Here is a 24,248-nt window from a genome sequence, read left to right as displayed (position 1 = left end):
ATACGGTGCGCGGGTGAACCTCGCGAGCCTGGATCTCAACCTGCTCGTGTCGCTCGACGCGCTGCTCCAGCAGCGCAGCGTCACCCGGGCCGCGGCGCAGATGGGGCTCAGCCAGCCGGCCCTGTCCGCGTCGCTGGCCCGGCTGCGCCGGCACTTCGACGACGAGCTGCTCACCCGCGTGGGCAACGAGTACCGCCTCACGCCGCTGGCGGTCCAGCTCCGCGAGCTCGCCCGCATCGCGCTGTCGGGGGTCGAGCGCGTGTTCACCGCCCAGCCGGAGTTCGACCCGGCGTCGTCGACCCGCGAGTTCACCCTGCTCGTCAGCGACTACGTCACCGCGATCCTCGGCGACACGGTGGCCGCTCTCCTGGCCGAGGAGGCGCCGCACACCCGGTTGCGGTTGAGCACCCACTCGCCGGCGGTCGTGGACCGCGCCGAGCAGGCGCTGCTCTCGGCCGACCTCCTCTTCCTACCGCCCGGGTTCCTGACCGGTCTCTCCCGCCGGGACCTGTACCGCGACGAATGGGTCTGCGTGGTGGCCGCGGACAACCCGGTCGCGGACGTGGGACTGACGGTCCAGGACCTGGAGACCCTGCCCTGGGTGGCCACCTACCACGGGCCGACGGCGTCGACGCCGGCCGCGCGCCAGATGCGCATGCTGGGCATCGAGCCGCGGGTGCAGGTGGTCAACGAGAACTTCCTGACCGTGCCGACGCTGATCGCGGGCAGCGACCGCATCGCGCTGCTGCAGCGCCGGCTGGTCGACCAGCTGCCGCTCAACACCGGGATCCGGGCGCTGCCGGTGCCGTTCGACGCCGGCCCGCTCATCGAGGCGATGTGGTGGCACCCGGTCTTCGACGACGACCCGGAGCACCTCTACCTCCGCGACCTGGTCGTCCGTGCGACCGGGCTCGCCGTCGGCGAACCCGAGGGTATCGACCTGACTGATGACGGTCAGCAGAAGAAGTGATTTCCGCTCGGTACTCCCCGTAGTGACACTTCACGGCCAGTGATGCCGGTCACCGGGACCGGCACGCCGCTGTCAACGGAGATCCCCGTGTCGGAGAACGTCCTGAGTCCTGAGCGGCCGGCCGAGGAGCCCTCGCCGGCGAGGTCGCCGTCGATCCCGCCACCGGCCGGCTCGCAGGCCGCGCACAGGCGCTGGTGCTGCTCCTCTCCAGCTGCCTCGCCGTCCTGGGCGCGGTGTTGCTCGCGCCCGTGCTGCCCCGCATCCAGGACGCCTTCGCCGGCACCCCCGGGGTCGAGGCGCTGGCGCCGATCGTCCTCACCGCGCCGGCCCTGGTCATCGGTCTCACGGCCATGATCGCCGGCCGGATCGTCGACCGGGTCGGCCGCAAGCGCCTGCTCGTCGCCTCGCTCGTCGTCTACGCCGTCGTCGGGACGGCGCCGCTCTGGCTTCCCTCGCTGCAGCTCATCGTCGCCAGCCGTGTGCTGCTGGGGCTGACCGAGGCGGCGATCATGACCTGCTGCACGACCCTGCTGGCCGACTACTTCCACGGCTCCCAGCGGGAGAAGTACTTCGGGCTCCAGGTCGTCTTCACGACCGTCGCCGCGACGATCTTCTTCGCTGTGGGCGGCGCGCTGGGCGCAGCGGACTGGCGGGCGCCCTTCTGGCTGTACGTGGTCAGCCTGCCGCTGGCCGTCGCGGCCGCGAAGCTGATCTGGCAGCCGGCACCCGCGCGCGGGCGGCACGGACCGAGAAGCTGCCGGCCCTGCCGTGGCGTCAGCTCGGCGCGCCCGTGGGCGTGTCGTTGCTCGGTGGGCTGGTCTTCTACGTCCTGATCGTCCAGCTGTCCTTCAAGCTCGACGACATCGGCGTCGAGTCCACGGCGATCATCGGCGCCGCCAGCGCGATCGCGTCGCTGGGCACGGCCGTCGGCGGGTTCCTCTTCGGCAAGCGGGCGACGCTCGGTCCGGCCGTCCTGGTCCCGCTCGCCTTCGCCCTCTCCGGCATCGGCATCATCGGTCTGGGCCTGGTGTCGACGGTCCCGCTGGTGATCGCCTGCGCGGTGGTCACGGGCTTCGGCAACGGACTGCTCCTGCCGTCGCTGCTCACCTGGGCCCTCAGCTCGCTGACCTTCGAGCAGCGGGGTCGCGGCACCGGCATCTGGACGTCGGCCTTCTTCATCGGCCAGTTCGTCTGCCCCCTGGTGGTGCTGGGGCTCTCGGGGGCCCTGACCGGGTTGGGCGCGGCGCTCACCGTCCTCGGCGTCGTCTCCGTGCTCGTCGCGGTGGCCGTGCGGCTGGCCCGTCCGACCGTCGCGGTGGAGCCCGCACTCGCCGGTCACTGAGGCAGCCGTGGCGGGGCCCCGTGGGAGACCACGGGGCCCGTCGCCTACCCGGGTGCCGTCCGAGGGCTGGGCGCGCACGATGGGGACGTGACGGAGACCGGCCGCCCGGTGTGCGTGGCCCTCGGTGACTCGACCTCCATCGACGACCACGCCGGCGGGCTCGGGCGGAGCGCCGCCAGTTCCCTGGTCGCCAACCGGGACGAGGGACGCCATCCGCGGGCGGTACGGGGGTCGGCCGGGAGCTGATCGACCGGGGCGTCGCCTTCTCCCCGGGCTTCATGCCGTCCGGGAGGGCACAGGGCCGACCGGCGGTCGTCTCGTCTCGCACGGAGACGCGGACGACGTCCCCCGGTCGCCCGGACCAGCCGCCGGATCGCCCCTGCTCTGGAGGACGACGGCTACGACGTCACCTACCGGGAGGTCGCCGGTGGGCACACCGTCCCACCCGAGATCTCCCGGGAGGCGTCGGCTGGCTGGGCTGGAGCCCGGACGGATGAGCCGGGAGCTCAGGACGGGTCTGGCCGGGCCGTCGACCGGGTAGCGGCGACCCATGGATGCGATCTCAGTGGGAAAGGCCGGCCTCCAGGGTTGGCGCGGCAAGGTGGCCGACGCCGTGGCCGGGCCGGTGGCCAAGCGCACGGGGGTGGCTGACGACCAGGTGCGCGCGGTGGTCGGGGCGCTGTTCCTCGCTCTCTCGGTGATGTACGTCGTCAGCGCGGCCAAGCGGCTGGCGAGCGAGCGCTGAGCTCCGCCGAGGGACCGGACGCCATGGAAGATCGCCGGGAGGGCGTCGTCCGGCTCTCCGACGGCCGGACCCTGGCCTACGCCGAGTGGGGAGACCCCGACGGGTGGCCCGTCCTGGGCTGCCACGGGTCACCCAGCTCGCGCCTCGAGCGGCACGTCGAGGACCCGGACGCCTACCGGCGCTGGGGGTCCGGCTCGTCGTTCCGGACCGGCCCGGGTTCGGTCTCTCGGACCCGCACCCCGGCCGCCGGGTCATGGACTGGCCCGACGACGTCCGCGCGCTGATGGAGCATCTGGACGTCGACCGGTTCGCCGTCCTCAGCCTGTCCGGCGGCGCGGCCTACGCGCTGGCCTGCGCACATGCCTTCGGCGACCGGGTGCACGCCGTCGGCGTGCTGGGCGGCGCCCCACCGCCGGACGTCCCGTGGCCGTGGCCCCGGTGGGTGCCGGAGCGGGTCCGGGCAGCCGCCCACCGGCCCACCCGGGCGGCAGCGCTCCTCGCGCCGATGTTCGCCCCGGCCGCGCTCCGCCCGGCCATGATCCCGCGATACCTGCAGGCACGGCTGAACCCCGCCGACCGTCGGGTGATCGGCCGACCGGCCGTGCGGCGGATCCTGGCCGAGACGTTCTCCGAGGGTCTGCGGAACGGTTCCGCGGTGCTCGCCGAGGACCGCGCCCTGCTCTTCCGGCCATGGGGCTTCTCCCTGTCCTCGGTGCGGCAGCGTGTCCACATCTGGCACGGCACCCAGGACTGGTTGGTCCCGGTGTCGATGGGCCGGGTCCTCAGCGCGATGCTTCCGGACTGCACGGCGCACTGGTTCCCCGGCGAGGGCCACTTCCTCGTGTTCGACCACGCCGAGGAGATCTACGCAGCCCTCCGTCCGTGACCCGGCCGGGCGCCGGGAGGGCGACCGACGTGGCGGCCCGGGTGTCGCGCCGCCGGTCGACGAGGCTCGTCCGGAGCGTGCCCCGGAGCGCCCGACGTGCCGGGCGGGTGTAGCGATACCTGCCGACGGGCACCCTTGGTGCGCGGGAGCAGACCCGCGACTTCATCGAGGGACGGGGCAGGAGTGACCATCGCTGAGCAGGATCACGAGATCCTGGGTGGCCGCTACGCGCTGGAGCACCTGATCGCCACCGGTGGAATGGGTGAGGTCTGGCGCGGCCGCGACCTCCGCCTCGGCCGGCCCGTCGCCGTCAAGATCCTGCGGAGCGAGTACGCCGACGATCCGGGCTTCGCCGCCCGCTTCCGGGCCGAGGCCACACACGCCGCCGCCCTCAGCCACCCCAACATCGCCGCCGTCCACGACTACGGGGAGACCACCTCCCGGGCGACCGGCGAGCGCATCGCCTATCTGGTGATGGAACTGGTGGAGGGCGCTCCGCTGTCCGCCCTTCTCAGCGACGAGGGGCCGCTCGAGCCGGCAGCCGCCCTGTCGGTCCTCCGGCAGGCCGCGTCCGCGCTGGCCGAGGCCCACCGCGCCGGCCTCGTCCACCGCGACGTGAAGCCGGCGAACATCCTGATCGACCCCGACGGGCACGTGAAGCTCACCGACTTCGGCATCGCCTGGTCGGCGGCGAGCGTCCCGCTGACCCGGACCGGGCAGGTGATCGGGACGCCGCAGTACATGTCGCCCGAGCAGGCGTCCGGGGAGGCTCCCCGTCCCGCGAGCGACGTGTACGCCCTCGGGCTGGTCGGCTACGAGACCCTCGCCGGGCACGCCGCCTTCGACGGGGACAACCCGGTGACCATCGCGCTCAAGCAGGTACAGCAGGACCCCGACCCGCTGCCCGCCGAGCTCCCGGCCGAGGTGCGCAGCCTGATCGACGCCGCGCTCGAGAAGGATCCCGACGCGCGGATCCCCGACGGGAACGCCCTCCTCTCCGCGATCGACGAGACGCTGGACGGCCGCACCCCGGAGGTGGGGTCGGGAACTCGTGCCCTTCCCGTGGCCGCAGGCACGAACGCGTACCCGGTCGCGGTCACCGAGACCGCTGACCCGAACGGCGGCCCGAGGACGGCGGGCACGGCCACGGCGGACCCCTTCCGTCCCGGATCGCGGCACCGGCGGTGGCTGGTGATCGTCGCCGGCCTCGCGGTACTGCTCGGTGGTGGCGGCGCCGCGGTCGCGCTGTGGGGGAGCGATCGCGCGCCCGTGGACTCCGCCCAGGCCGGCCTGCCGGAGGCGGGGGCGATCGTCCTGGCCGCCGACGACTACGTCGGGCGCCCGGCCGACGAGGTCGCCGACGAGCTGACGGCGCTCGGCCTCACGGTGGAGCGGCTCGACCGCGTGACGGCCGAGCGTGCCCCTGGGACCGTCGCCGCGCTGGACCCTGTCGGCACCGGTCTCTCCGCGGGTGACGACGTCCGCCTGCATGTCGCCGTGGCGCCCCTGGCGGTTCTCCGGATCCGGGGAGCGGGAGCAGCACGACCGGGACGGGGCCGGAGGTCGCCATCACGACGTCTGCCGATCCCGCCGCCACGTCGACCGCACCCGCACCCGCACCCGCACCCGCTTCCGGCGGATCGGGGGCGGTCGACGAGCCGGCCGGCCAGGCGCCGGCCGGTCAGGCGCCGACCGGCGTGGGAACCGGCGAGGGCAGGGCACGCCGGCCGATCCCGCGACCGAGCCGTCGACCGCGCCCTCGACCGCGCCCTCGACCGCGCCGGAGACCGGAGCCGGAGAGTCGACTGCGCCCTCGACCGCGCCGGAGACCGGAGCCGGAGAGTCGACCGCGCCGGAGACCGGAGCCGGAGAAGGGGACGCGGCCGAGGAGCCGGCACCCTCCTCACCCACGGTGGACGACGGGGGACCGCGCCGAGCAGCCCGTCGGCCGACGAGCCGGCGGGCGGGACGCCCGACAGCGCCGCACCTGGCCCCTCCTCCCCGGCGGGCCAGACCACCCCGGATCCAGGCCCTGCCGCCTGAGGGACCGGCGCGAGGACGCGCGGGCACCGCGGCCGAGAGCAGGGTGCTGGTGACCACGGGCCGGAATCGTGTGCTTGGCTGACGGCCGCCCCGCAGCCGGCCCGAAGGGATCCCGAGATGTCCGTGCTCTCCAGCTTCGCCGAGGCACTGTCCACCGGGGCCGTCGAGGTGGTGGACCTGACGTCGCCCCTGTCGTCGGACACCCCGGTGATCGCCCTGCCCGAGCAGTTCGCGCAGACGGCGACCTTCCAGCTGGAGGAGCTCAGCCGTTACGACGACCGGGGCCCGGCCTGGTACTGGAACAACTTCCGGACCGGCGAGCACACCGGCACCCACTTCGACGCGCCCAACCACTGGGTCACCGGGAGGGACGGTGACGACGTCGCTTCGGTGCCGCCGCGGCGGTTCATCGCGCCGGCCGTCGTCCTCGACTTCTCCGCCGAGGCCGCCGCGGACCCGGACTTCCTGCTGGAGGTCGAGCACGTCCGCGCGTGGGAGGCCGAGCACGGCCCGCTGCCTGACGGCGGCTGGCTGCTGTTCCAGACCGGGTGGGACGCGCGGTCGGCGTCGCAGCAGGACTTCCTCAACGCCGACGAGACCGGCCCGCACACGCCCGGCCTGTCGCCGGCCTGCGCCCAGTGGCTGGCCGAGGAGTCGCCGGTCATCGGGCTGGGCGTCGAGACGGTCGGCACCGACGCCGGCGGGGCGCACTCGTTCGACCCGCCGTTCCCGTGCCACGCCGCCCTCATGGGCAGCGGGAAGTACGGGCTGACCCAGCTGCAGAACCTGCACCGGCTGCCGGCCACCGGGGCGCTCGTCGTCGCGGCCCCGCTGCCCATCGTGTCCGGCTCGGGCTCGCCGCTGCGGGTGGTGGCCCTGGTCGAGCGGGGATGAACGGGGCGGGGACGACGGTCGCCGATGCCGTCGGGGAGGCCCTCGTCCGTTGCGGGATCGACGCCGTCTTCGGTGTCGTGGGCTCGGGCAACTTCGCCGTGACCAACGCGATGGTGGCAGCGGGGGCGCGGTACGTCGCAGCGCGGCACGAGGGCGGGGCGGCCACGATGGCCGACGCCCACGCCCGCATGTCCGCGCGCGTAGCTGCGCTGAGCCTCCACCAGGGCTGCGGGCTGACCAACGCGCTCACCGGCATCACCGAGGCGGCGAAGAGCCGCACCCCGCTGGTGGTCGTGACCGCCGAGGCGACCTCCCGCCGGTCCAACTTCTTCGTCGACCAGCAGGCCCTGGCCGCGGCGGTCGGTGCGGTGCCGATGCGGGTGGAGCGGGCGGACGACGCGGCGGCGGTGGCCGCGGCGGCGGTGGCCACGGCACGGGATGAGCGGCGGGTCGTCGTCCTCAACCTCCCGCTGGACGTGCAGCAGCTGCCCGCCGGCTCCATCGCCCCGGAGCCGACGCCGCCACGGGCGCCGGTCGCCCCGGCGGATGACGACGTCGACCGGCTGGCGGACGCGCTGCGGCGGGCCCTGCGGCCGGTGTTCGTGGCCGGACGCGGCGCCCGGGGAGCGGCACGCGGGCAGCTCTCGAAACCCTCGCGGACCGGTGCGGGGCGCTGCTGGCGACCTCCGCGGTCGCGAAGGGGCTGTTCCGCGGCAGCCCCTGGGACCTGGACGTCTCCGGCGGCTTCGCCACCCCGCTCGCCGCGGAGCTGATCTCCGGCGCCGACCTGATCGTCGGCTGGGGGTGCGCGCTGAACATGTGGACCATGCGGCACGGACGCCTGATCGCCGACGACGCCGTCGTCGTGCAGGTGGACGACGACGCCGACGCGATCGGCGCCCAGCGGCCGGGGGCCCTCGGGGTGGTGGGCGACGTCCGCGAGGTCGCCCGGGCGACCGCCGCGGTCCTCCGCGAACAGCAGCCCGGCTACCGGACGGACGCGGTGCGGACCGCCCTCGCCGCCCGGCGGCGCTGGCGGGACGAGCCGTTCGACGACGGCGGGGAGCGGGCCGGGTCGACCCGCGGGCGCTCACCGCCGCGCTCGACGACCTGCTGCCGCCCGAGCGCCTGGTCGCCGTCGACTCCGGCAACTTCATGGGTTATCCCAGCATGTTCCTCGACGTCCCCGACGAGTTCGGGTTCTGCTTCACCCAGGCCTTCCAGTCGGTCGGCCTCGGCCTGGCGACCGCCATCGGGGCCGCCCTCGCCCGCCCCGGCCGACTGCCGGTCGCCGCCCTGGGGGACGGGGGCGCGCTCATGGGCGCCTCGGAGCTGGAGACCGTCGTCCGCCTCGGGCTGCCGATGGTCGTCGTCGTGTACGACGACGCCGCCTACGGCGCCGAGGTGCACCATTTCGGCCCGGCCGGCCACCCGCTGGACATCGTCCGGTTCCCGGAGACCGACTTCGCCGCGATCGCGCGGGGCCACGGCTTCGAGTCGGTCACCGTCCGGGCCGTGGCCGACCTCGAGCCGGTGCGGCAGTGGCTGGCGGGTCCGCGCTCGGCGCCGCTGCTGGTCGACGCCAAGGTGACCCGCGACGAGCCCTCGTGGTGGCTGGAGGAGGCCTTCCGCGGGCACTGAGACTCCCGGTCACCGCCAGGCGAACACCGGTTGCTCGAAGTGGGCGACCCGGGTGACCAGACCGCGGCAGGCGATCCGGCAGAACTGGTGGATGATCGCGGCCGTCGGCGCGTGCAGCTGCCGGCCCAGCAGGGGTAGCGCGATCACCGGTGCGTCGGACTCCGGGATGCGGGTGAGGGTCGGCTCGACGTCGAGGTAGGCCAGCGGCACCTGGTGGACCGCGGCCACCTCGGCCTCGGCGCCGACGAGCGTCCCCACCTCGCCCGCCCAGCAGACCACCGGGGTCATCACGTAGCCGGAGCGGGTCACGTAGTCGTCGAGGACGCCCAGGACGTCCGTCGGGGGCACGGTGAGCAGCACCTCCTCCCGCAGCTCGCGCAGCGCGGCGTCGACGACCGTCTCGCCCGGGTCCAGTCGGCCGCCCGGGAGCGCCCACTGGCCGGCGTGCGCCCGGAGCCGCGGCGCACGGCGGGTGATCAGCAGGGCCGGCCGCCCGTCGTGGACGGTGACGCACAGCGCGACGGCGGCGTGCACCAGGTCCGGGCGGTCGGCCGAGCGCCTGGGAAAACCGTGCAGGCGCTCGGCCGTCGTCGTCCTGCTGATCGGCTCGCTCGTGGCAGCCAGGACCCACCTCCGCACCGGACCGCGCGTCGGACCCGTCCCGAGCCTGTCAGCCGCGGGCGGGCGAGGTCGAGGAACGCGAGCCGGCCGTGGCCGGGAGGTCCTCCTCCACCTCCTCCGGCGGCTGGGCGACGGTGTTGTCGCTGAAGGCCGTCGGGCCGCCGTTCTCGCTGCCCGATCGCCGCTGCTCCGGCGGGCGGGGCGGTCCCTGCGGCAGGGCTGCCGGATCGGCCTGCCCCCACTCCTTCTCCACGTCACTGAGCAGCGCCTCCAGGTAGGAGCGCAGCTGCACGCGGCAGGCCTGGCCGAACGCCTTGAGGTAGGCCACCTGCTCCTCGAGCTCCGCGACGCTCCGCCCCGGTGCGTCCGCGCCCATCGGGCCGGGCCCGGTCATCTTCGCCGCGGCCTCCTGCGCCGCCTGGATGATCGCGCCGGCGTTCTCCCGCGCCTCGCGGACCCGCTCCTCGTACTCGGCGCGGGCCTCGCTGGTCATCTGGCGGCTGAACTCCTCGGCCTCGGCCACGTAGTTGTCCGCCGTCTGCTGCGCGCTGGCGAGGATCCGGACGGCCTGGTCGCTGGGCGGCACCGGCGGCACGGTCTCGTCCACCTGGGCCTGGAGCGCGCGGAGCCGGTCGCGCAACTCGGCCTTCTCGGCGATGTGCCTGCCCAGCTCCTCGGCGAGGCGGTGCACGAGCCGGTCGACCTCGGTGTCGGCGTACCCCGGGTGCAGCATGGAAGCCCGGGTGAACCGGACGTTGTGCAGGTCGGCGGGTGTGATCCCGCGGTCCCCGTGCGCGGACCCGTTGGATGCGCTGCTCATTCGGTCACCTCTCCGTCAACACTGGGCCCCGGTCGGCTGGGGGCGAAGACCTCGCTGGACATGCGTTGTGGTGGGACGCCGTGCTGCAGCAGCCGGCCGACGGTGTCCTCGACCATCGGGGCGGGCCCGGCGACGCACACCTCCCGGCTGGTCCACGGGCCCTGCCGCAGCACCACGTCACCGACGTCACCGTGCTCCAGGGACGACAGCTTGTCCTCGGAGACGGCGTAGGTGACGGTCAGCCACGGATTCTCCTCCTGGAGCCGGGCCAGGTCCGGGCGGTCGTAGATCTGGTCCTCGGTCCGGAACCCGACGAACAGATCCACCCTCCGGGTCGGCCCGACGCGCGCCACCTGGTCGACCATCGCCTTGAGCGGGGCCAGGCCCAGGCCGCCGGCGACGAGCAGGAGGTCGCGGTCGGACTCCGGGTCGAGGGCCAGGTGACCCATGGGTGGCCCGAGGCGCAGGACGTCTCCGACGCCGACCCGGCGGACCAGCGCGGAACTGACCGGCCCGCCGTCGCGGGCCTTGACGTGCAAATCGAGGACGCCGTCGGGCCGCGGCGCGTTGGCGGGGGAGTAGTAGCGCCACAACCGGGGCCGCAGATCGGACTCCAGGGAGACCGACTGGCCGGGCAGGTAGTCGTAGCGGACCCGCGGCCGGACGCGCAGGACGGCGACGTCGATGGTGCGACGCTCGTGCCCGACCACGTCGGCCTCCCACCAGGCGGGTTGCTCGGTGGCCTCGTCGGCGGCGGCGATCATGACCTCCGCGACGAGGGTGTAGGCCTCGGTCCAGTCCTTGGCGAGCTCGGGGCTCCACTGGTCGTCGAAGTGCTCCAGGGTGGCGAGCAGGCTCGCGCCCACCGCCGGGTAGTGCGCCGCCAGGGTCCCGAACTTCCGGTGGTCGCGCCCGAGCTGCTGGAGGATCGGGACGAGCGAGTCCAGGTCGTCGACGCGGGCGACGACGTCGCCCAGCGCCGCGAACAGCCGGTCGCGCTGGTGCGCCATGGACACCGGGAACATCTGGCGGGTCTCGGGATGGCTCAGGAACAGGTGCGAGTAGAAGTACAGCGGGGCCTCGTCGCCGGTGGCCGCGGCCTTGGCGAAGTTGGCCCGCATCGCGGGATGTCCACGCGCGCCTCCTCAGGTGGTCGGCGTCCGGGGCCGTCCTCGCGACAGCGGGCCCGGACGGTCGGGGGATCAGGCGCTGTGGCGCCCGCTCCGCTCGGAGGCGCCGGGGGTCTCCTCGGTCGCGAAGTCGGCCTGCCACAGATCGGGGCCGAACACCTCGTACTGGATGTCGCGGGCGGGGACACCCCGGTCGATCAGCGAGCTGCGCACCGCCTGCATGAAGGGCAGCGGACCGCAGAGGTAGTAGGCGGCGTCGTCGGGCAGCTTGACGTCGTCGAGGTCCAGCTGCCCGGGATGCACCTCGGCTGCCAGGGAACTCTCCCCGCCACGCTCGAACCAGACGTGGGCCGACGCCCCGGGAAGGTAGCGGACGTCCTCCAGGACCTGGTCGCGCAGCGCGAACGAGGCCTCGTCCACGTCGGCGTGCAGGAGCGTGATCGGCAGGTGCGAGCCCGCGGCCGCGAGGTGGGACAGCATGCCGGCCATCGGGGTGACGCCGATGCCGGCGCTGGCGAAGACCACCGGGCGGCCGGAGTCGTCGAGGACGACGTCGCCGAACGGCAGCGACAGCGTCAACCGGTCGCCGACCTGCACGCGGTCGCACAGGTGGTTGGAGACCTCGCCGTCCGGCTTCTCACCGCCGTGCACCCGCTTGACCGAGAACTGGCGGTGCTCCCCGTCGTCGGCCCTGGTGAGGCTGTACTGGCGTGGCTGGCGGACGCCGTCCGGCATGGGCACCTGGACGGTCACGTACTGGCCCGGCAGCGAGGTCTTCACCAGGCGGTCGTCGGTCTTGCGCATCCGGAAGGTGACGACGTCGTCGGTCTCCTGGACCTTCTCGGCGATCTCCCACTCGCGCCACACGGTCTCCGGGCGGACGCCCCGGGCGCTGTAGAGGCCGCGCTCCTGGTTGATGAGCGCGTAGGCCATGAGCCAGTAGACCTCGTCCCACGCGGCCGCGACCTCCGGCGTCACCGCGTCGCCGAGCACGTCGACGATCGCCCAGAACAGGTTGTCGTGGACGACGTCGTACTGGGCCGGCGTGATGCCGAGCGAGGCGTGCTTGTGGGCGATCCGCGAGAGGAGGTGCTCGGGCAGCTGCTCGGGCACCTTCACGAGCGAGGTCGCGAAGACCGCCACCGAGCCGGCGAGGGCCATCTGCTGGGTCTTCTCGGCCTGGTTCCCGCGGTTGAAGACGCCGTCGACGAGCTCGGGGTGCTCCTCGAAGAGGTGGGCGTAGAAGCGGGTGGCGATCTCCTCGATGTTCTCCGCGACCACCGGGAGCGTCGCCTCGATCACGGGACGGGATCGGTCAGAAGCACGTGGTCTCCTTGCCAGTCGACTAGCCCCCGCTGGCGCGGTCACGTTCCGCTCGTCTCCCGCTACCCGTTCGAGCGGATCTGAGACGTGCGGATTACGCCCGGGCGTGTCGTCCGGCGGGCAGGGCGGATCGGCCGGGAGGAGGGTGAGCGCCGTGGACCGCGCCCGGACGGAGCCGACCGGTGCCCTGCCGAACCTGGTGCTCATCGGCGCGATGAAGTGCGGGACCACCTCGCTGCACCGCTACCTCGACCTGCATCCCGACGTCGCGATGTCCCGCCCGAAGGAGCTCAACTTCTTCCTCGGTCCCGACCGGCGCCCGGAGCAGGGGACCGGTCGGCACGCCGGCAACTGGCACCGCGGCCCGGAGTGGTACGCCGCCCGTTTCGACGCGGACGCACCGCTGCGCGGCGAGGCGTCGCCGGGCTACACCTCACCCGACCACCCGGATGTCGCGGGGCGGATGGCCGAGCTGATCCCGGGCGCCCACCTCCTGTACGCGGTCCGCGACCCGATCGAGCGTGCCGTCTCGCAGTACTGGCACCACCGGCGGGACGGGACCGAGACCCGCGAGCCGGCGGAGGCGCTGCGCGACCCGGCGAGCCAGTACGTCTCACGGGGCCGCTACTTCCAGCGACTGGCCCCCTTCCTCGCCACGGGTGCCTTCCACGGCCGCATCACGGTCGTCGCCCGGGAGCACCTGCGCGACCGGCCCCGGGCGACCCTCCGGGGGCTGTTCGGCGCACTGGGCGTCGACGACGGCCACTGGTCGACGGCGATGGACCAGCGCCGGAACGCGGCGCCCGAGCGGCCACCACCGGTGGGCGAGGCGGTACGGCGGGAGCTGCGCGCGGCCCTCGCGGAGGATGCGGCCCGGTTCCGCGACTTCACCGGCGAGGAGTTCGCCGAATGGTCGGTCTGAGCGGCCTGGGCGCCTTGCTGGACGGCGTGGTCGTCGACGACCCGGCGGCCTGGGAGGGCACCCTCGAGGGACGGCGGTTCTCCGCACGATCCATCGCGGCATGGACCGTGGGCTAGGGCGGGGTGCTGTCGGCGACGACGGCACCCCGCTCGCCCAGCGGCCGGTCGGGCCCGACGGTGGAGTCCCGGAGCGTCTGGCGCTCGGCCTCGGCGTTCACCGCCGCACCGAGGATCACCAGGAAGACGCTGATCCAGAGCCACAGCATGCTGATCGCCACCCCGGCCAGCGAGCCGTAGGTCTTCTCGTAGCTGCCCAGGCTCTGCACGTAGGCGAACAGGCCGACCGACGTGCCCAGCCAGAGGACGGTCGCGATGGCGGCACCGGCGCTGGTCCACCGCCAGCGCGCCTGACGCCGGTCGGGCGCGAACCGGTACAGCACGGCGAGCACGGTCGCCATCAGGGTGGCGAGCGCCAGCCAGGTGAACACGGGACCGAGGGCACGGATCGTGGCGGGGGCCCGGTCCAGGGCGTCGGAGAGGACCTCCGCCACCGCGATCGCGCCCCCGACCACCAGGGCGCCGCCGAGCACGAACAGGAACGCCAGCCCGGTCCGGCGCAGGAATCCGCGGGTCTCCCTCTCGTGGTAGGCGAGCGTGAGGGCGTCGATGAGGTAGGTCGCGGCCGTGGTCGCCGTCCAGAGCGCGAGGACCAGGCCGGTGATCCCTCGGACGGTGAGCACCTGCGTCGAGGCGGCGGTGATGGTGGTCAGCTGCTCGGCCACGAGCGGCTCGAGCTCGGGCGGCAGCGTGCGTGCGATCCCGGACAGCTGTTCCAGCGCCTCGTCCGGCGTCGTCACCGCGCCGTAGACCGACACCGCCGTCACCAGCATCGGCGCGATGGACAGCAGGGCGAAGAACGAGATGCCGGCGCTCAGCACCATCAACCGGTCGTTGAGGACGTGCCGCACGACCCGCCGCAGGATGCTGCCCCAGTGCCGGGCGTGGATCCGGTGCGGCCAGCTGGCGTCGCTCGCCCGGCCGCCCGCTCCCGATTCCACGCGGACCTGCGCCATGAGGCATGTGTGCCCAGGAGGTGGCCCGCTCACGCCGTGACGCTCCCGTGACGGTCCAGCGTGCACGCTGGGCGCGCACGGGTGGGTGCCACGACCGGGGAAGCCCATGGATCTCGAGCTGCTCTTCGACGGGCTCGACGCCGACGTGCTCGACGGCGTCGTCGACGTCCGGCTGGCCGACCTCGGCCTGGCCGACGCACCGGCGGAGGGTCCGGCGGCCACCGCCGCCGACCTGACCGTGACACCTGCCCGTCCGACGGCGCGCACGTCGGTCGACCTGCCGGTCGGGGAGATCTGTACGAGCCCGGACTGCTGGTCCGGGTGCGCGGCCGCACCGCGGCCGGCACTCCCGTCGAGTTCTTCACCACGAGCGCGACCCCGTGACGGCGCCGTCGGACGGCCCGGTGCGGGTCCGCCTGTCCCGGATCGCCTGAGACCCGCACGGACCGCACGAGGCAGAGCACGACCCAGGAGCACGACCTCAGGAGATGGTGGGCATGAGCACGGACGACAGGCAGCTCGGCGTCATCGACCACATGGCGGCCAGCCCGGTGAGCGGGGGCGGCTTCCTCACCGGTCCCGGGCTCGTGGAGCACCCGGTGCGCTACGCCGTGGTCGACGGCCGGGCGATCCACGACGGCTGCATCGACATGGGGCCGGTCGAGGAGGTGGCGGCCGAGGCCGCCGAGGTGGCGCGTCGGCGCGAGCGGCGGCTGACGACCGCCTTCGCCGGCAGCCAGGACGGCGCCGGAACGACGGGCCCGCTCGGCATCGGCCTGCCGTCGGACTCCGCCTTCCTGTGGCCGGGCGGGCGGGTCGCCTACGCCGTCGACGCGGGCCTGCCGAACCCGCAGCGGGTCACCGACGCGATCGCCCACCTCCAGCAGAACACCGGCATCCGCTTCACCCTGCGCACGACGGCGAACGCCGGCACGCTGCCCGACTGGATCCAGATCGTAAGCAACGGCGCCGCGACGTCCAGCTCGTCGGCGATCGGGAGGCGGGGCGGCCGGCAGGACCTGCGGCTGGCCGACGGGCACCCGTGGGGCGTCCTCGTGCACGAGTTCCTGCACGCCCTGGGGGTGTACCACGAGCAGTCCCGGTCCGACCGCGACTCCTTCGTGGAGATCAGGTGGGACAACATCAAGGACGGGCCGCCGCCGGACGGCGAGGACGACACCCGGCACAACTTCCAGACCAAGCCGGGCTCGACCGACTACTTCGGCTACGACTACGGCTCCCTCATGCACTACCACGCCACGGCGTTCGCGAAGGACACGTCGAAGCCGACGATCGTGCCGCGGCAGTCGGGCGTGACGATCGGCCAGCGGACGGCCATGAGCTTCGGCGACCGGCAGACGGTCGCGAAGATGTACGAGCGGTTCGTCGAGAAGGGCTACTCGGGCGTGTGGCGGGCCGGCAGCGGTCGGTACGCGCTCTGGGTCAACGACACCTGGGACGGGTTCGCCGCGAAGTGGCAGCAGTGGAGCGCGGACGGGCTGCGCCTCGTGGACGTGCACGTGCGCCCGGTACAGGACGGCGCCCGGTACTCGGGGTCTTCCTGCCCGGGAGCGAGGGCACGCGCTGTGGGCGAACGCGACGTGGGACAGCTTCCGGGCGAAGTGGGAGCAGTGGAGCGCGCAGGGGCTGCGGCTGACCGACATCCACGTGGCCACCGTCGGAGGGCAGGACCGCTACACGGGTGCCTTCCTGGCCGGCGGCGGCGGGCACGCGCTGTGGGTGGGCGCGACGTGGGACAGCTTCCGGGCGAAGTGGGAGCAGTGGAGCGCGCAGGGGCTGCGGCTGCACGACCTGCACGTGCACCAGGTCGGCGGCCAGGACCGGTACACCGGGGTCTTCCTGCCCGGCGGCGGCGGTCACGCGCTCTGGGTCAACGCCTCGTGGGCGAGCTTCGTGGCGAAGTGGGAGGAGTGGAGCCGGCAGGGCCTGCGGCTGGTGGACCTCAACCAGCACCGGGTCGGGAACGAGGTCCGGTTCTCCGGCGCCTTCCTGCCCGGCTCCGACGGCTACGCGCTGTGGGCCAACGTCAGCTGGGAGAGCTTCCGCGCGAAGTGGGAGGAGCTGGCCGGTCAGGGGCTGCGGCTGGTCGACTTCGAGTTCGTGAACCCGGTATCGGGCGCGCTGCTCGACGGTGCCGACGCCGCCGACCTGCCCGGCGGGGACGAGATCCCGGAGCCGTTCGGCGGGATCCTCTCGACCGGCGCGGCGACGGTGGAGTCGATGGCCGTGGACGGGGTCGGATCGGCGGAGCCGGCCCGGCCGTCCGGGGACACGGGCGACGTGAGCGGGGCCGGCGGAGCCGAGCTGCCGGACGTGGTCGCGCCACGGGCGGCCGCCGACGCCCACGGTGGCGGTGCCGGCGGCTCGCCGCGGGAGAACGGCGCCGTGCCGGCTCCCGCCGGAGCGGGCGCGGGCGGGATGGTGCGCGACGACCGGTGACGGCGGCGGGCGGCGCGCGGGTCGCCCGCGCGCCGCCGGGTGCTCCGTCCAGCCCGCGGCGGCGGCCAGGTGGTCGACGACCAGCAGCGAGCCGCGTCGTCGTCCGTCCCGGTCGAGCGGTCGGGGCAGTCGAGGACGGAGACCATCGGCCGCGACGTCCGGTGTGCGTCCCTCGTGCACCGGCCGGATCCTGGCACCGGTCGGTCCGGCGCGGCGAGGGCTCAGGCGGTGTCGGTGACGACCCGGTCGCGTCCCGCGCGCTTGGCCAGGTAGAGGTGCGCGTCGGCACGACCGAGCACCTCCGGTGGCGAGGTGTCGGTGCGTCCGGCGGTGCCGGCCGCACCGATGCTCACCGTCACCGGCAGGTGGCCGGTGACGTCTGCCCATGCATGGGTGGCGACGACGGAACGGACCTCCTCCAGTCGACGCGCGACCGAGTGCTCGTCGTCGCCGACCAGGACCAGGAGGAACTCCTCTCCTCCCATCCGGGCCACGAACGACCCGGCGCCGGCGGTGGAGCAGGCCTCCTGCAGCAGCTCGGCGACGGTGCGCAGCACCTGGTCGCCGACGTCGTGGGAGCAGGTGTCGTTGATGCGCTTGAAGTGGTCCAGGTCCAGCAGGGCCACGGTGACCGGCGCCGTCCCTGCCGCGGCCTGGTCGAGCAGGCCCGGCAGGTGGTCGTCGACGTAGCGGCGGTTGTAGAGGCCGGTCAACGGGTCCCGGAGGGAGAGTTCCCGGTAGCGCCGGGTCTGCCGGCGCGCCTCGGTCGTCTCGTACATCGCCTGCAGCGCGCGGGCCCGGGCGTCGCGCTCGGCCGACTGCAGCTCCGTGAGCTCGTCGGAGTAGCGCTTGTGCTCCTCGTAGGCGGTCCGGAAGTCGCCGCCGGCGGCGTGCAGCTCGGCCGCCTCCCGCCGGGCGCGCACGCGGATCGCGGTCAGGCCGTGCCGGTCGCAGCGGCGCACGCACTCGGCGAGGGTGGCCCGGGCGTCGTCCAGGTGCCCCCGGCGCCGGCGGATCTCGGCGAGCGTCAGGAGGAAGTCGGCGCCGGCGTCCCCGTCCAGCGACCCGTCCAGGTCCTCGGCGCGGAGTCCGGGCAGCATCGCCGCCTCCGCCTCCTCGAGCCGCCCGAGCTCCATCAGCGCCCGCCCGACGGTGTCGAGCCGGCCGACCCGCAGGGGCGCGTGGTGTCGTGCGGCGAGGTCCTGCAGCTTCGTCGTCCAGACGAGTGCCTCCTCGAACGCGCCCGCCACCGTCTCGCAGTAGGCCCGGTTGTTGAGGACGAGCAACTGGCGATCGACGTCGCCCAGCTCCTCGGCGAGGCCGAGCACGTGGTCGTAGCGCTCCCGCGCGGCGACCGCGTCCCCGCTCAGGCCCAGGCAGTCGGCCAGCCGCGCGTGGTGGTCGATGCGTGCCGCGGGCCCGGCGTCCTCGGCCAGCAGGTCGACGGCGCGGACGGCGTGCTCGAGGGCCAGCGAGAGGTCGCCGAGCTCCTGGAAGACGGCGGTCAGCACGAAGTGGCTGCGGGCCAGGAGGTGGCGCGCGTCGTGCGCCGCGGCCCAGCGCTGGATCTCCTGCGCCCGCCGGCCCGCCTCCGCGACGTCGCCGCGCCGTCGGAGCAGGTCGGCCTGCACCAGGCGGGCGCGCAGGGCGAGGTCGGTGCGGCCGAGCTCTTCGGCGGCCGCCGTGGCCAGCTCGGCACCCGCGTCCACGTCGTCGCCGTCGAAGCGCGACAGGTTCTCCAGCTCGCCGATCGACGCGGTCAGGTCCGGGGCATGCGAGACGGGCGCTGCGGGCGCGGCCGGGTACCGGTCCTCGTCCGCCGCGCCGTGCACGCCCGCGATGCTGGTCACGGGACCCCATCGTCGCGCACGCCGCCCGGCTTGAGGGTTGGTCGGCGTGATCTGACCCGCACCGGGGAGATCTCCCGCCGGGGAGGCCCGACGGGCCGGCGCGCGGCCGGCCCGTCGGGGCGTCACTCCGTGTGCGCGTCGAGGGCGGCCGCCACCCGGCGGTGCGCCTCCCAGATCTCCTCGGGCATCTCGCGGAAGAGCGACAGGTGCTGTTCGCGGTGCGCCATCTCCTGCTGCCAGCGCGGGACGTCGATCGACAGGATCGTCTCCAGGTCGTCCTCGCGGAGGTCAGCCATGCCCTCGAGCTGGAGCTCCTCCTCGGTCGGGACGATGCCCACCGGCGTCTGCCGGCCGGTGACCTCGCCGTTGCGCAGCTGCATGAGCCACAGCAGGGGGCGAAGGTTGTCCCGGTATCCCGGCCACAGGAAGCGGCCGTCGTCGCCACGCTGGAACCAGTTCACGTGGGCGAAGACGGGCTGGTCCTTCGCAGCACCGATGATCTTCATCCAGTGCGCGGCGTACGCGCCCTCGGAGTAGGCCATGAACGGCCGCATCGACATCGGGTCGTACCGCAGCACGCCCTCGGTGCCCTCGGCGGCGAAGGTCGCCTCCGCGCCCAGGGTGAGGCCGTCGTAGACGCCCTCGGCGAGATCGGTGATCGCGCGGATCAGCGGCTCGCGGTCACGCGTGCGCCCGCCGAAGATGATGCCGTCGACCGGCACGCCCTTCGGGTTCTCGTAGTCCGGCGCGATGTTCGGGATGTTGGCCAGCGTCGTGGTGAACCGGCTGTTCGGGTGGGCCCAGGGCGCGTCCTTCTCCGCCTCGGACCGCTCCGCGATCAGCTCGCCCTTCCAGTCGCGCCAACCGGTGACGTCGGCGGGCGGGTTCTTGCTCTTGCCCTCCCACCAGACGTCCTGCGTCTGCTCGTTGTAGGCGACGTTGGTGAAGATCGTCCCGGTGCCCTCGGCGATCGCCTCGACCGCGGTGGGGTTGGTGACCTCGTTGGTGTCCTTGGCGACGCCGAAGGCCCGTACTCGGGGTTGATCGCGTAGACGCGACCGTCCTCGGGGTCCACCCACAGCCAGGCGATGTCGTCGCCGTAGAAGTGCACCTCGTAGCGGTCACCGAGGGCGTCGGGCGCCAGGATCATGGCCAGGTTCGTCTTGCCGGACGCGCTCGGCATGCCACCGCAGATGTGGTAGGTGCGGCCGGTCTGCTTGTCGGTGATGCCGAGCAGCAGGAACTGCTCGGCGAGGAACGTGCCGGTGGCCCAGCCGTCGTAGGTGGCCTGCCGCAGGCCGTGGGCGATCTTGCCCAGCAGCGCGTTGCCGCCGTAGGACGAGCCGTAGTGCAGGATCGTGCGCTCGTCGGCGATCGTGACGAAGTAGCGCTGGTCGTCCGCGGTGCCCTGGCCCAGGTTCTCCAGGTCGCCGGTGACGTGCACGCCGCGGACGAAGTAGTCCGGGTCGGCGAGATCGTTGACGTACTCCACGCCGACGCGTGCCATGCGGATCATGTGCAGCACGACGGTGCGCGTGTCGGTGAGCTCGACCCCGGTGGCGTGGGGCTGGAGGGGGAGCCGGGCGGTGCCATCACGTAGGGCACCACGTACATGGTCTTGCCCGCGGACTTGCCGGCCATCCGCTCCTCGAGCATCGGCCGCATCTCCGAGGCGGGGCGCCAGTTGTTGTACTCGCCCTTGTCGTCGGGGTTGTTCGTCGCCACGACCGTGCGCTCCTCGGAGCGCGCGGTGTCCTTGGGGTGACTGCGCGAGTAGTAGCGCCCCTCGCCGGCGGGCAGCAGCTCACCCGCCTCGAGCGCCTCGCGGATCAGCCGCGCGTCGTCGGAGGCGTTGATGACCTCCACCCGCTCGGCGCCGGTGTGCTGCGCCCAGTGCTTCACGTAGGAACGGACGTGTTCGTTCGTCAGTCCCGCCTCGTCGAGTGCCGCGTCCATGGCAGTCACGAAAGTTCCTCTCGGTATGGCACGACCCGCGTGTGCTGTGCCCGTGATCCAACCATCGCCGCCCGGAGGAGGCCGGTCGGTCCTCGAGCTGCACCTCGACGGGCCGGTTCCCGGGCGGACGGGCACGTCCGCCTGCTTGACTGGCGGGCATGCACCTGGGCGTGGACAGCTTCGTCTCGGCGGTGACCGACCCCGTCACGGGGCACGTCGTGGGACCCGAGGAGCGGATGCAGCACCTGCTGGAGGAGATCGAGCTCGCCGATCGGGTGGGGCTCTACTCGTTCGGCATCGGCGAGCACCACCGCAGCGAGTACTACGACTCGGCCCCGCCGGTGATCCTCGCGGCCGCGGCGGCCCGGACGTCGCGCATCCGGCTGGGCAGCGCGGTCGCCGTGCTGAGCGCAGCCGACCCGGTCCGGGTCTTCCAGCAGTTCGCCACGCTGGACCTGATCTCGAAGGGCCGGATCGACCTGGTCGTCGGGCGCGGCTCCTTCACCGAGGCGTTCCCGCTGTTCGGCCTGAGCCTGCGCGACTACGACGAGCTGTTCGAGGAGAAGCTCGACCTGCTGCTGCGCATCCGCGAGTCCGAGCACGTCACCTGGTCCGGCCGGCATCGGCCGGCGCTCAGCGGGCAGGGTGTCTACCCGCGACCGCTGCAGGACCCGCTGCCGGTCTGGGTCGGTGTCGGGGGACGCCGCAGTCGTTCGTGCGGGCCGGGCTGCTCGGGCTGCCGCTGATGGTGGCGATCATCGGCGGGGAGCCGCGGCAGTTCGCGCCGCTGGTGGAGCTGTACCGCCGGGCGGGCGCGCAGGCGGGTCATCCGCCCGAGCGGCTGCAGGTGGGTCTGCACGTGTTCGGCTTCGTCGCCGAGAGCACGCAGGCCGCGGCGGACACGATCTACCCGGGCTGGCACGAGCTGTTCGACAAGGTTTCCCGCGAGCGCGGCTTCTCCCCGCCGTCCCGCGCCCAGTTCGACGCCACCAGCGGGCCGGACGGCGCCTTCTTCATGGGCGATCCGGACACCGTGGCCACCAAGATCGCGCGGGTGGCCGAGCAGCTGGGCGGCGTGGACCGGCTCTCGCTGCAGATGACCAACCCGCGCCTGGCCCACGGCGACCTGCTGCGCGGCATCGAGCTGCTCGGCACGGAGGTCGCCCCGCGGGTCGCGGGGTCTGACCCAGGTCCAGCCGTCTGCCCGACCGTCCAGCCGTGCCGTGACCCGGCCAGACGTCCGGTGGGGCGACCGGTGTGCCGGGGTTCAGCGGGCGAGCAGGGCGCGGATCGCGTCGAGGGTGTCGGCCTCGGCGGGGCTCTTGTCGGGCCGGTACCGCAGCACCCGGGCGAACCGCAGGGCGACCCCGCCCGGGTAGCGGGTGCTCCGCTGGGCCCCGTCGAGGGCGACCTCGACCACCAGTTCCGGCCGCAGCACCAGGCCCCAGTCGGGGCGCTCGCGGGCCAGCTCCGGGAACGTGCGGGTCTGCCACTCCAGCAGCTCGTCGGTCATGCCCTTGAAGGTCTTGCCCACCATCACCGGCTCGCCGCCGTCGGGGTCGCGGGCGGCGAGGTGGATGTTCGACAGGGTGCCGGTGCGGCGCCCGTAGCCCCACTCCACGCCGATCACCACGAGGTCGAGGGTGTGCACCGGCTTCACCTTCTGCCAGGCCTTGCCGCGCCGGCCGGCGGCGTAGGAGGCGTCCAGCGCCTTGACGACCACCCCTCGTGGCCGGCGGCCAACGCGCCGTCGAGCACCTGCGCCGCCTGGTCCGGGTCGGGGAGCGGACGGCCGGCATCCGGAGCGCGGCGTGCTCCTCGCCCGCGAGCAGCCCGGCCAGCGCGTCCAGGCGGATGTGCAGCGGCTCGTCCAGCAGGTCACGCCCGTCGAGGTGGAGCAGGTCGAAGAAGAAGGGGCTCAGCAGCACGCCCTCGTCCGAGGCGTCACTGCCGAAGCGGCTCATCGTGTCCTGGAACGCCCGCGGCCGACCGTCGTCGTCCAGCGCCAGCGTCTCGCCGTCGAGGACGGCGGTGGAGCAGGGCAGTGCCCGCACCCGGTCGACGAGCTCGGGGACGCCGTCGGTGACCTCGCGCAGCGTGCGGGTCCACACGCGGACGACGTCGCCGTCGCGGTGGACCTGGATGCGGGCGCCGTCGAGCTTGTACTCGACCGTGACGTCCGTCCCGAGGTCGGCGATCGCGGTGTCCAGCGAGGATCCGGGACTGGCGAGCATCGGCCGCACCGGGCGGCCGACCTCGAGGCGCACCGCCTCCAGTGCCCCGACGCCGCCGGCGAGCGCCGTGGACGCCGTCGCCGGCAGGCTGCCGGAGAGCATGAACGCCCGGCGCACGCTCGCTGCAGGGACGTCGGCGGCGGTCGCGACCGCGTCGAGGACCACGCCCTCCAGCGCGCCCTGGCGCAGCTCGCCGCCGATCAGCCGCACGAGGAACTGCCGCTCCACGTCGGTGGCGGCCGAGAGCAGCGACGTGAGCGCGGCGTCGCGCCGGGCGGTGGAGCCGGCGCCGGAGGTGCCGGCGAGCTCGGTCAGGCTCTCGTCGACCGCGCCGACCGTCAGCGACGAGGTCGGGGCAGGGGCGCCGCGGACCGGGTGAGGGTGCGCCAGCCCACGCCGATCCGGCCCTGGCGGATCTCGCCCGCCAGCCAGGCGGTCACCGGCCCGATCTCGTCGGGAGCCGCCTCGCGCAGCACCCCGGCGATGGTGCCCGCCTTGGCCGTCCGGGACCGGGTGGCCGCGACGGCGGTCGAGGCGGCGACGACGTCGGCGAGCAGCACCGCGTCATCGTGGCAGGCCCGGCCGACGTCTCGGCGGCGCCGGTGCCCCGGACGGGGGCCACCGGGCGTCGTCCGCCCACGGCACGCAGGATGGCGGCATGGCTGAGAGCGCACGTGACCACGACCTCGTCGTCTTCGGGGCCACCGGCTTCGTCGGACGGCTGCTCGCCGCCTACCTGGCCGAGCACGCCCCGCCGGACGTAAGGATCGGGCTGGCGGGGCGGTCGCGGACGCGGCTCCTGGAGGTCCGCGCGGGCCTTCCGGCGGCCGCTCGCGAGTGGCCGGTGATCGAGGCCGACTCCGGTGATCCGGCATCGCTGACGGCCCTGGCGGAGAGCACCCGCGTGCTGGTGACCACCGTCGGCCCCTACGCGCGGTACGGCCTCCCCGTGGTCGAGGCCTGCGCGGCCGCCGGGACGCACTACGCCGACCTCACGGGCGAGGTGCTCTTCGTCCGGGAGGCGATGGCCCGGGTCGACGACGTGGCACGGAAGTCCGGCGCCCGGATCGTGCACGCCTGCGGCTACGACTCGATCCCGTCCGACCTCAGCACGTTCCTCCTCGCCGAGCGGGCCCGCGCCGACGGGGCCGGCGGCCTGTGCGACGTCCGGTTGGTGGCGACGCTGCGCGGTGGGTTCAGCGGCGGCACCGTCGACTCGATGCGGGCGCAGGTCGAGGCCTTGCGGCAGGACCCGTCGCTGCGCCGGGTGCTCGGCGACCCTTCGCGCTGAGCCCGGACCGGGAGGCCGAGCCCGACACGGTCCAGCCGCGGGATGTGG

26 protein-coding genes and 4 pseudogenes are annotated in these 24,248 nt (G+C 73.9%); 18 read left to right on the top strand and 12 right to left on the bottom strand.

Going from position 1 to position 24,248, the window contains the following annotated elements; translation table 11 throughout:
• Window positions 1-13: 13 nt before the first annotated feature.
• The 12 genes and pseudogenes from U6N30_RS15230 (at window position 14) to U6N30_RS15175 (ending at window position 8,521) form a co-directional block, all read left to right on the top strand.
• A complete protein-coding gene (locus U6N30_RS15230; protein WP_324277936.1) occupies window positions 14-970 on the top strand; it encodes a LysR family transcriptional regulator in 957 nt (318 codons plus the stop codon).
• Window positions 971-1,164: 194 nt separating this feature from the next.
• Window positions 1,165-1,803, top strand: a complete 639-nt coding sequence (locus U6N30_RS15225) for an MFS transporter (RefSeq protein ID WP_324277935.1) — start codon at window positions 1,165-1,167, stop codon at window positions 1,801-1,803.
• Window positions 1,767-2,312 (top strand): MFS transporter, encoded by a 546-nt coding sequence (locus tag U6N30_RS15220; RefSeq protein WP_324277934.1) that lies wholly within the window; start codon window positions 1,767-1,769, stop codon window positions 2,310-2,312. Before U6N30_RS15225 ends, U6N30_RS15220 begins: the two co-directional genes overlap by 37 nt.
• Before the next feature lie 87 nt (window positions 2,313-2,399).
• Window positions 2,400-2,558, top strand: a complete 159-nt coding sequence (locus U6N30_RS15215; RefSeq protein ID WP_324277933.1) for a hypothetical protein — start codon at window positions 2,400-2,402, stop codon at window positions 2,556-2,558.
• A 304-nt stretch (window positions 2,559-2,862) separates the two neighbouring features.
• The gene (locus U6N30_RS15210; protein ID WP_324277932.1) at window positions 2,863-3,057 is read left to right on the top strand and encodes a hypothetical protein; all 195 of its coding nucleotides are present in this window, start codon (window positions 2,863-2,865) and stop codon (window positions 3,055-3,057) included.
• A gap of 23 nt (window positions 3,058-3,080) precedes the next feature.
• Window positions 3,081-3,341 (top strand): hypothetical protein, encoded by a 261-nt coding sequence (locus U6N30_RS15205; protein WP_324278690.1) that lies wholly within the window; start codon window positions 3,081-3,083, stop codon window positions 3,339-3,341.
• Complete coding sequence (locus tag U6N30_RS15200; protein WP_324278319.1) at window positions 3,239-3,943, top strand: alpha/beta fold hydrolase; 705 nt, start codon at window positions 3,239-3,241, stop codon at window positions 3,941-3,943. The genes U6N30_RS15205 and U6N30_RS15200 overlap by 103 nt, the downstream gene beginning before the upstream one ends.
• Window positions 3,944-4,126: 183 nt before the next feature.
• Window positions 4,127-5,986, top strand: coding sequence for a protein kinase domain-containing protein (locus U6N30_RS15195; protein WP_324277931.1), 1,860 nt, complete (start codon window positions 4,127-4,129; stop codon window positions 5,984-5,986).
• A 117-nt stretch (window positions 5,987-6,103) separates the two neighbouring features.
• Window positions 6,104-6,880, top strand: a complete 777-nt coding sequence (locus tag U6N30_RS15190; protein WP_324277930.1) for a cyclase family protein — start codon at window positions 6,104-6,106, stop codon at window positions 6,878-6,880.
• The gene (locus U6N30_RS15185) at window positions 6,877-7,653 is read left to right on the top strand and encodes a thiamine pyrophosphate-binding protein (protein ID WP_324277929.1); all 777 of its coding nucleotides are present in this window, start codon (window positions 6,877-6,879) and stop codon (window positions 7,651-7,653) included. The genes U6N30_RS15190 and U6N30_RS15185 overlap by 4 nt, the downstream gene beginning before the upstream one ends.
• Window positions 7,554-7,775, top strand: a pseudogene (locus U6N30_RS15180) (thiamine pyrophosphate-binding protein); the annotation flags it as partial. The gene U6N30_RS15185 and the pseudogene U6N30_RS15180, both read left to right, overlap by 100 nt.
• Before the next feature lie 260 nt (window positions 7,776-8,035).
• Entirely contained in the window at window positions 8,036-8,521 is a 486-nt protein-coding gene (locus tag U6N30_RS15175) for a thiamine pyrophosphate-dependent enzyme (protein WP_324277928.1), read from the top strand.
• A 9-nt stretch (window positions 8,522-8,530) separates the two neighbouring features.
• Here the strand turns inward: U6N30_RS15175 and U6N30_RS15170 are convergent, their stop codons facing one another.
• The 4 genes from U6N30_RS15170 to U6N30_RS15155 all read right to left on the bottom strand — a co-directional run bounded on the left by U6N30_RS15170 (window position 8,531) and on the right by U6N30_RS15155 (window position 12,394).
• Window positions 8,531-9,160: an NUDIX hydrolase gene (locus U6N30_RS15170; RefSeq protein WP_324277927.1), complete on the bottom strand. Its 630-nt coding sequence runs from the start codon at window positions 9,158-9,160 to the stop codon at window positions 8,531-8,533.
• A 31-nt stretch (window positions 9,161-9,191) separates the two neighbouring features.
• Window positions 9,192-9,962, bottom strand: a complete 771-nt coding sequence (locus U6N30_RS15165; RefSeq protein WP_324277926.1) for a DivIVA domain-containing protein — start codon at window positions 9,960-9,962, stop codon at window positions 9,192-9,194.
• Window positions 9,959-11,083, bottom strand: a complete 1,125-nt coding sequence (locus U6N30_RS15160) for a globin domain-containing protein (RefSeq protein WP_324277925.1) — start codon at window positions 11,081-11,083, stop codon at window positions 9,959-9,961. Before U6N30_RS15160 ends, U6N30_RS15165 begins: the two co-directional genes overlap by 4 nt.
• A gap of 81 nt (window positions 11,084-11,164) precedes the next feature.
• On the bottom strand, window positions 11,165-12,394 hold the full coding sequence (locus U6N30_RS15155) for a globin domain-containing protein (protein ID WP_324277924.1): 1,230 nt from the start codon (window positions 12,392-12,394) through the stop codon (window positions 11,165-11,167).
• Between the two features lie 175 nt (window positions 12,395-12,569).
• On the opposite strand from U6N30_RS15155, the gene U6N30_RS15150 reads away from it, so the two are divergent.
• Together U6N30_RS15150 and U6N30_RS15145 are read left to right on the top strand one after the other, a co-directional pair.
• Entirely contained in the window at window positions 12,570-13,337 is a 768-nt protein-coding gene (locus tag U6N30_RS15150; RefSeq protein WP_324277923.1) for a sulfotransferase family protein, read from the top strand.
• Window positions 13,325-13,453 carry a hypothetical protein gene (locus tag U6N30_RS15145; RefSeq protein WP_324277922.1) on the top strand — a complete coding sequence of 43 codons (129 nt, stop codon included), beginning with the start codon at window positions 13,325-13,327 and terminating at the stop codon, window positions 13,451-13,453. The genes U6N30_RS15150 and U6N30_RS15145 overlap by 13 nt, the downstream gene beginning before the upstream one ends.
• Here U6N30_RS15145 and U6N30_RS15140 read toward each other — a convergent pair.
• Window positions 13,450-14,409, bottom strand: coding sequence for a YihY/virulence factor BrkB family protein (locus U6N30_RS15140; protein WP_324277921.1), 960 nt, complete (start codon window positions 14,407-14,409; stop codon window positions 13,450-13,452). The genes U6N30_RS15145 and U6N30_RS15140 overlap by 4 nt on opposite strands.
• 536 nt (window positions 14,410-14,945) lie before the next feature.
• Between U6N30_RS15140 and U6N30_RS33910 the strand changes: the two are divergent.
• Together U6N30_RS33910 and U6N30_RS15130 are read left to right on the top strand one after the other, a co-directional pair.
• Window positions 14,946-15,725 (top strand): annotated as a pseudogene (locus U6N30_RS33910) (M12 family metallopeptidase); the annotation flags it as partial.
• A gap of 268 nt (window positions 15,726-15,993) precedes the next feature.
• Window positions 15,994-16,869 (top strand): hypothetical protein, encoded by an 876-nt coding sequence (locus tag U6N30_RS15130; protein ID WP_324278318.1) that lies wholly within the window; start codon window positions 15,994-15,996, stop codon window positions 16,867-16,869.
• Between the two features lie 221 nt (window positions 16,870-17,090).
• Here the strand turns inward: U6N30_RS15130 and U6N30_RS15125 are convergent, their stop codons facing one another.
• From U6N30_RS15125 to U6N30_RS15115, 3 genes and pseudogenes are all read right to left on the bottom strand, one after another.
• Window positions 17,091-18,719 (bottom strand): GGDEF domain-containing protein, encoded by a 1,629-nt coding sequence (locus U6N30_RS15125; RefSeq protein WP_324277919.1) that lies wholly within the window; start codon window positions 18,717-18,719, stop codon window positions 17,091-17,093.
• 122 nt (window positions 18,720-18,841) lie between these two features.
• Window positions 18,842-20,226: pseudogene (locus tag U6N30_RS15120) on the bottom strand (phosphoenolpyruvate carboxykinase domain-containing protein).
• A 5-nt stretch (window positions 20,227-20,231) separates the two neighbouring features.
• Window positions 20,232-20,675 (bottom strand): hypothetical protein, encoded by a 444-nt coding sequence (locus U6N30_RS15115; RefSeq protein WP_324278317.1) that lies wholly within the window; start codon window positions 20,673-20,675, stop codon window positions 20,232-20,234.
• A 170-nt stretch (window positions 20,676-20,845) separates the two neighbouring features.
• On the opposite strand from U6N30_RS15115, the gene U6N30_RS15110 reads away from it, so the two are divergent.
• On the top strand, window positions 20,846-21,421 hold the full coding sequence (locus tag U6N30_RS15110; RefSeq protein ID WP_324277918.1) for an LLM class flavin-dependent oxidoreductase: 576 nt from the start codon (window positions 20,846-20,848) through the stop codon (window positions 21,419-21,421).
• A 160-nt stretch (window positions 21,422-21,581) separates the two neighbouring features.
• Here the strand turns inward: U6N30_RS15110 and U6N30_RS15105 are convergent, their stop codons facing one another.
• The 4 genes and pseudogenes from U6N30_RS15105 to U6N30_RS15090 form a co-directional block, all read right to left on the bottom strand.
• Window positions 21,582-21,830 (bottom strand): hypothetical protein, encoded by a 249-nt coding sequence (locus U6N30_RS15105; protein WP_324277917.1) that lies wholly within the window; start codon window positions 21,828-21,830, stop codon window positions 21,582-21,584.
• A gap of 112 nt (window positions 21,831-21,942) precedes the next feature.
• Complete coding sequence (locus U6N30_RS15100; RefSeq protein WP_324277916.1) at window positions 21,943-22,398, bottom strand: ATP dependent DNA ligase; 456 nt, start codon at window positions 22,396-22,398, stop codon at window positions 21,943-21,945.
• A gap of 154 nt (window positions 22,399-22,552) precedes the next feature.
• Window positions 22,553-23,224 (bottom strand): annotated as a pseudogene (locus tag U6N30_RS15095) (ATP-dependent DNA ligase); the annotation flags it as partial.
• Between the two features lie 23 nt (window positions 23,225-23,247).
• The gene (locus U6N30_RS15090) at window positions 23,248-23,469 is read right to left on the bottom strand and encodes a hypothetical protein (protein WP_324277915.1); all 222 of its coding nucleotides are present in this window, start codon (window positions 23,467-23,469) and stop codon (window positions 23,248-23,250) included.
• A 98-nt stretch (window positions 23,470-23,567) separates the two neighbouring features.
• On the opposite strand from U6N30_RS15090, the gene U6N30_RS15085 reads away from it, so the two are divergent.
• Window positions 23,568-24,200, top strand: coding sequence for a saccharopine dehydrogenase family protein (locus tag U6N30_RS15085; RefSeq protein ID WP_324277914.1), 633 nt, complete (start codon window positions 23,568-23,570; stop codon window positions 24,198-24,200).
• The last annotated feature ends 48 nt before the right edge of the window (window positions 24,201-24,248 follow it).

Source organism: Blastococcus brunescens (genome assembly GCF_035320885.1).
GTDB lineage: Bacteria > Actinomycetota > Actinomycetes > Mycobacteriales > Geodermatophilaceae > Blastococcus_B > Blastococcus_B brunescens.
The sequence above is the reverse complement of the archived record's forward strand: the minus strand, read 5'-3'. Positions and strand labels throughout refer to the sequence as shown.

What these genes read in the sequence shown, in the direction of transcription:
- U6N30_RS15210 (WP_324277932.1), top strand. Translation starts at nt 2,863, where the DNA reads ATGGATGCGATCTCAGTGGGAAAGGCCGGCCTCCAGGGTTGGCGCGGC.
- U6N30_RS15205 (WP_324278690.1), top strand. Translation starts at nt 3,081, where the DNA reads ATGGAAGATCGCCGGGAGGGCGTCGTCCGGCTCTCCGACGGCCGGACC.
- U6N30_RS15190 (WP_324277930.1), top strand. Translation starts at nt 6,104, where the DNA reads ATGTCCGTGCTCTCCAGCTTCGCCGAGGCACTGTCCACCGGGGCCGTC.
- U6N30_RS15185 (WP_324277929.1), top strand. Translation starts at nt 6,877, where the DNA reads ATGAACGGGGCGGGGACGACGGTCGCCGATGCCGTCGGGGAGGCCCTC.
- U6N30_RS15175 (WP_324277928.1), top strand. Translation starts at nt 8,036, where the DNA reads ATGGGTTATCCCAGCATGTTCCTCGACGTCCCCGACGAGTTCGGGTTC.
- U6N30_RS15165 (WP_324277926.1), bottom strand. Translation starts at nt 9,962, where the DNA reads ATGAGCAGCGCATCCAACGGGTCCGCGCACGGGGACCGCGGGATCACA.
- U6N30_RS15160 (WP_324277925.1), bottom strand. Translation starts at nt 11,083, where the DNA reads ATGCGGGCCAACTTCGCCAAGGCCGCGGCCACCGGCGACGAGGCCCCG.
- U6N30_RS15145 (WP_324277922.1), top strand. Translation starts at nt 13,325, where the DNA reads ATGGTCGGTCTGAGCGGCCTGGGCGCCTTGCTGGACGGCGTGGTCGTC.
- U6N30_RS15140 (WP_324277921.1), bottom strand. Translation starts at nt 14,409, where the DNA reads ATGGCGCAGGTCCGCGTGGAATCGGGAGCGGGCGGCCGGGCGAGCGAC.
- U6N30_RS15115 (WP_324278317.1), bottom strand. Translation starts at nt 20,675, where the DNA reads ATGGACGCGGCACTCGACGAGGCGGGACTGACGAACGAACACGTCCGT.
- U6N30_RS15085 (WP_324277914.1), top strand. Translation starts at nt 23,568, where the DNA reads ATGGCTGAGAGCGCACGTGACCACGACCTCGTCGTCTTCGGGGCCACC.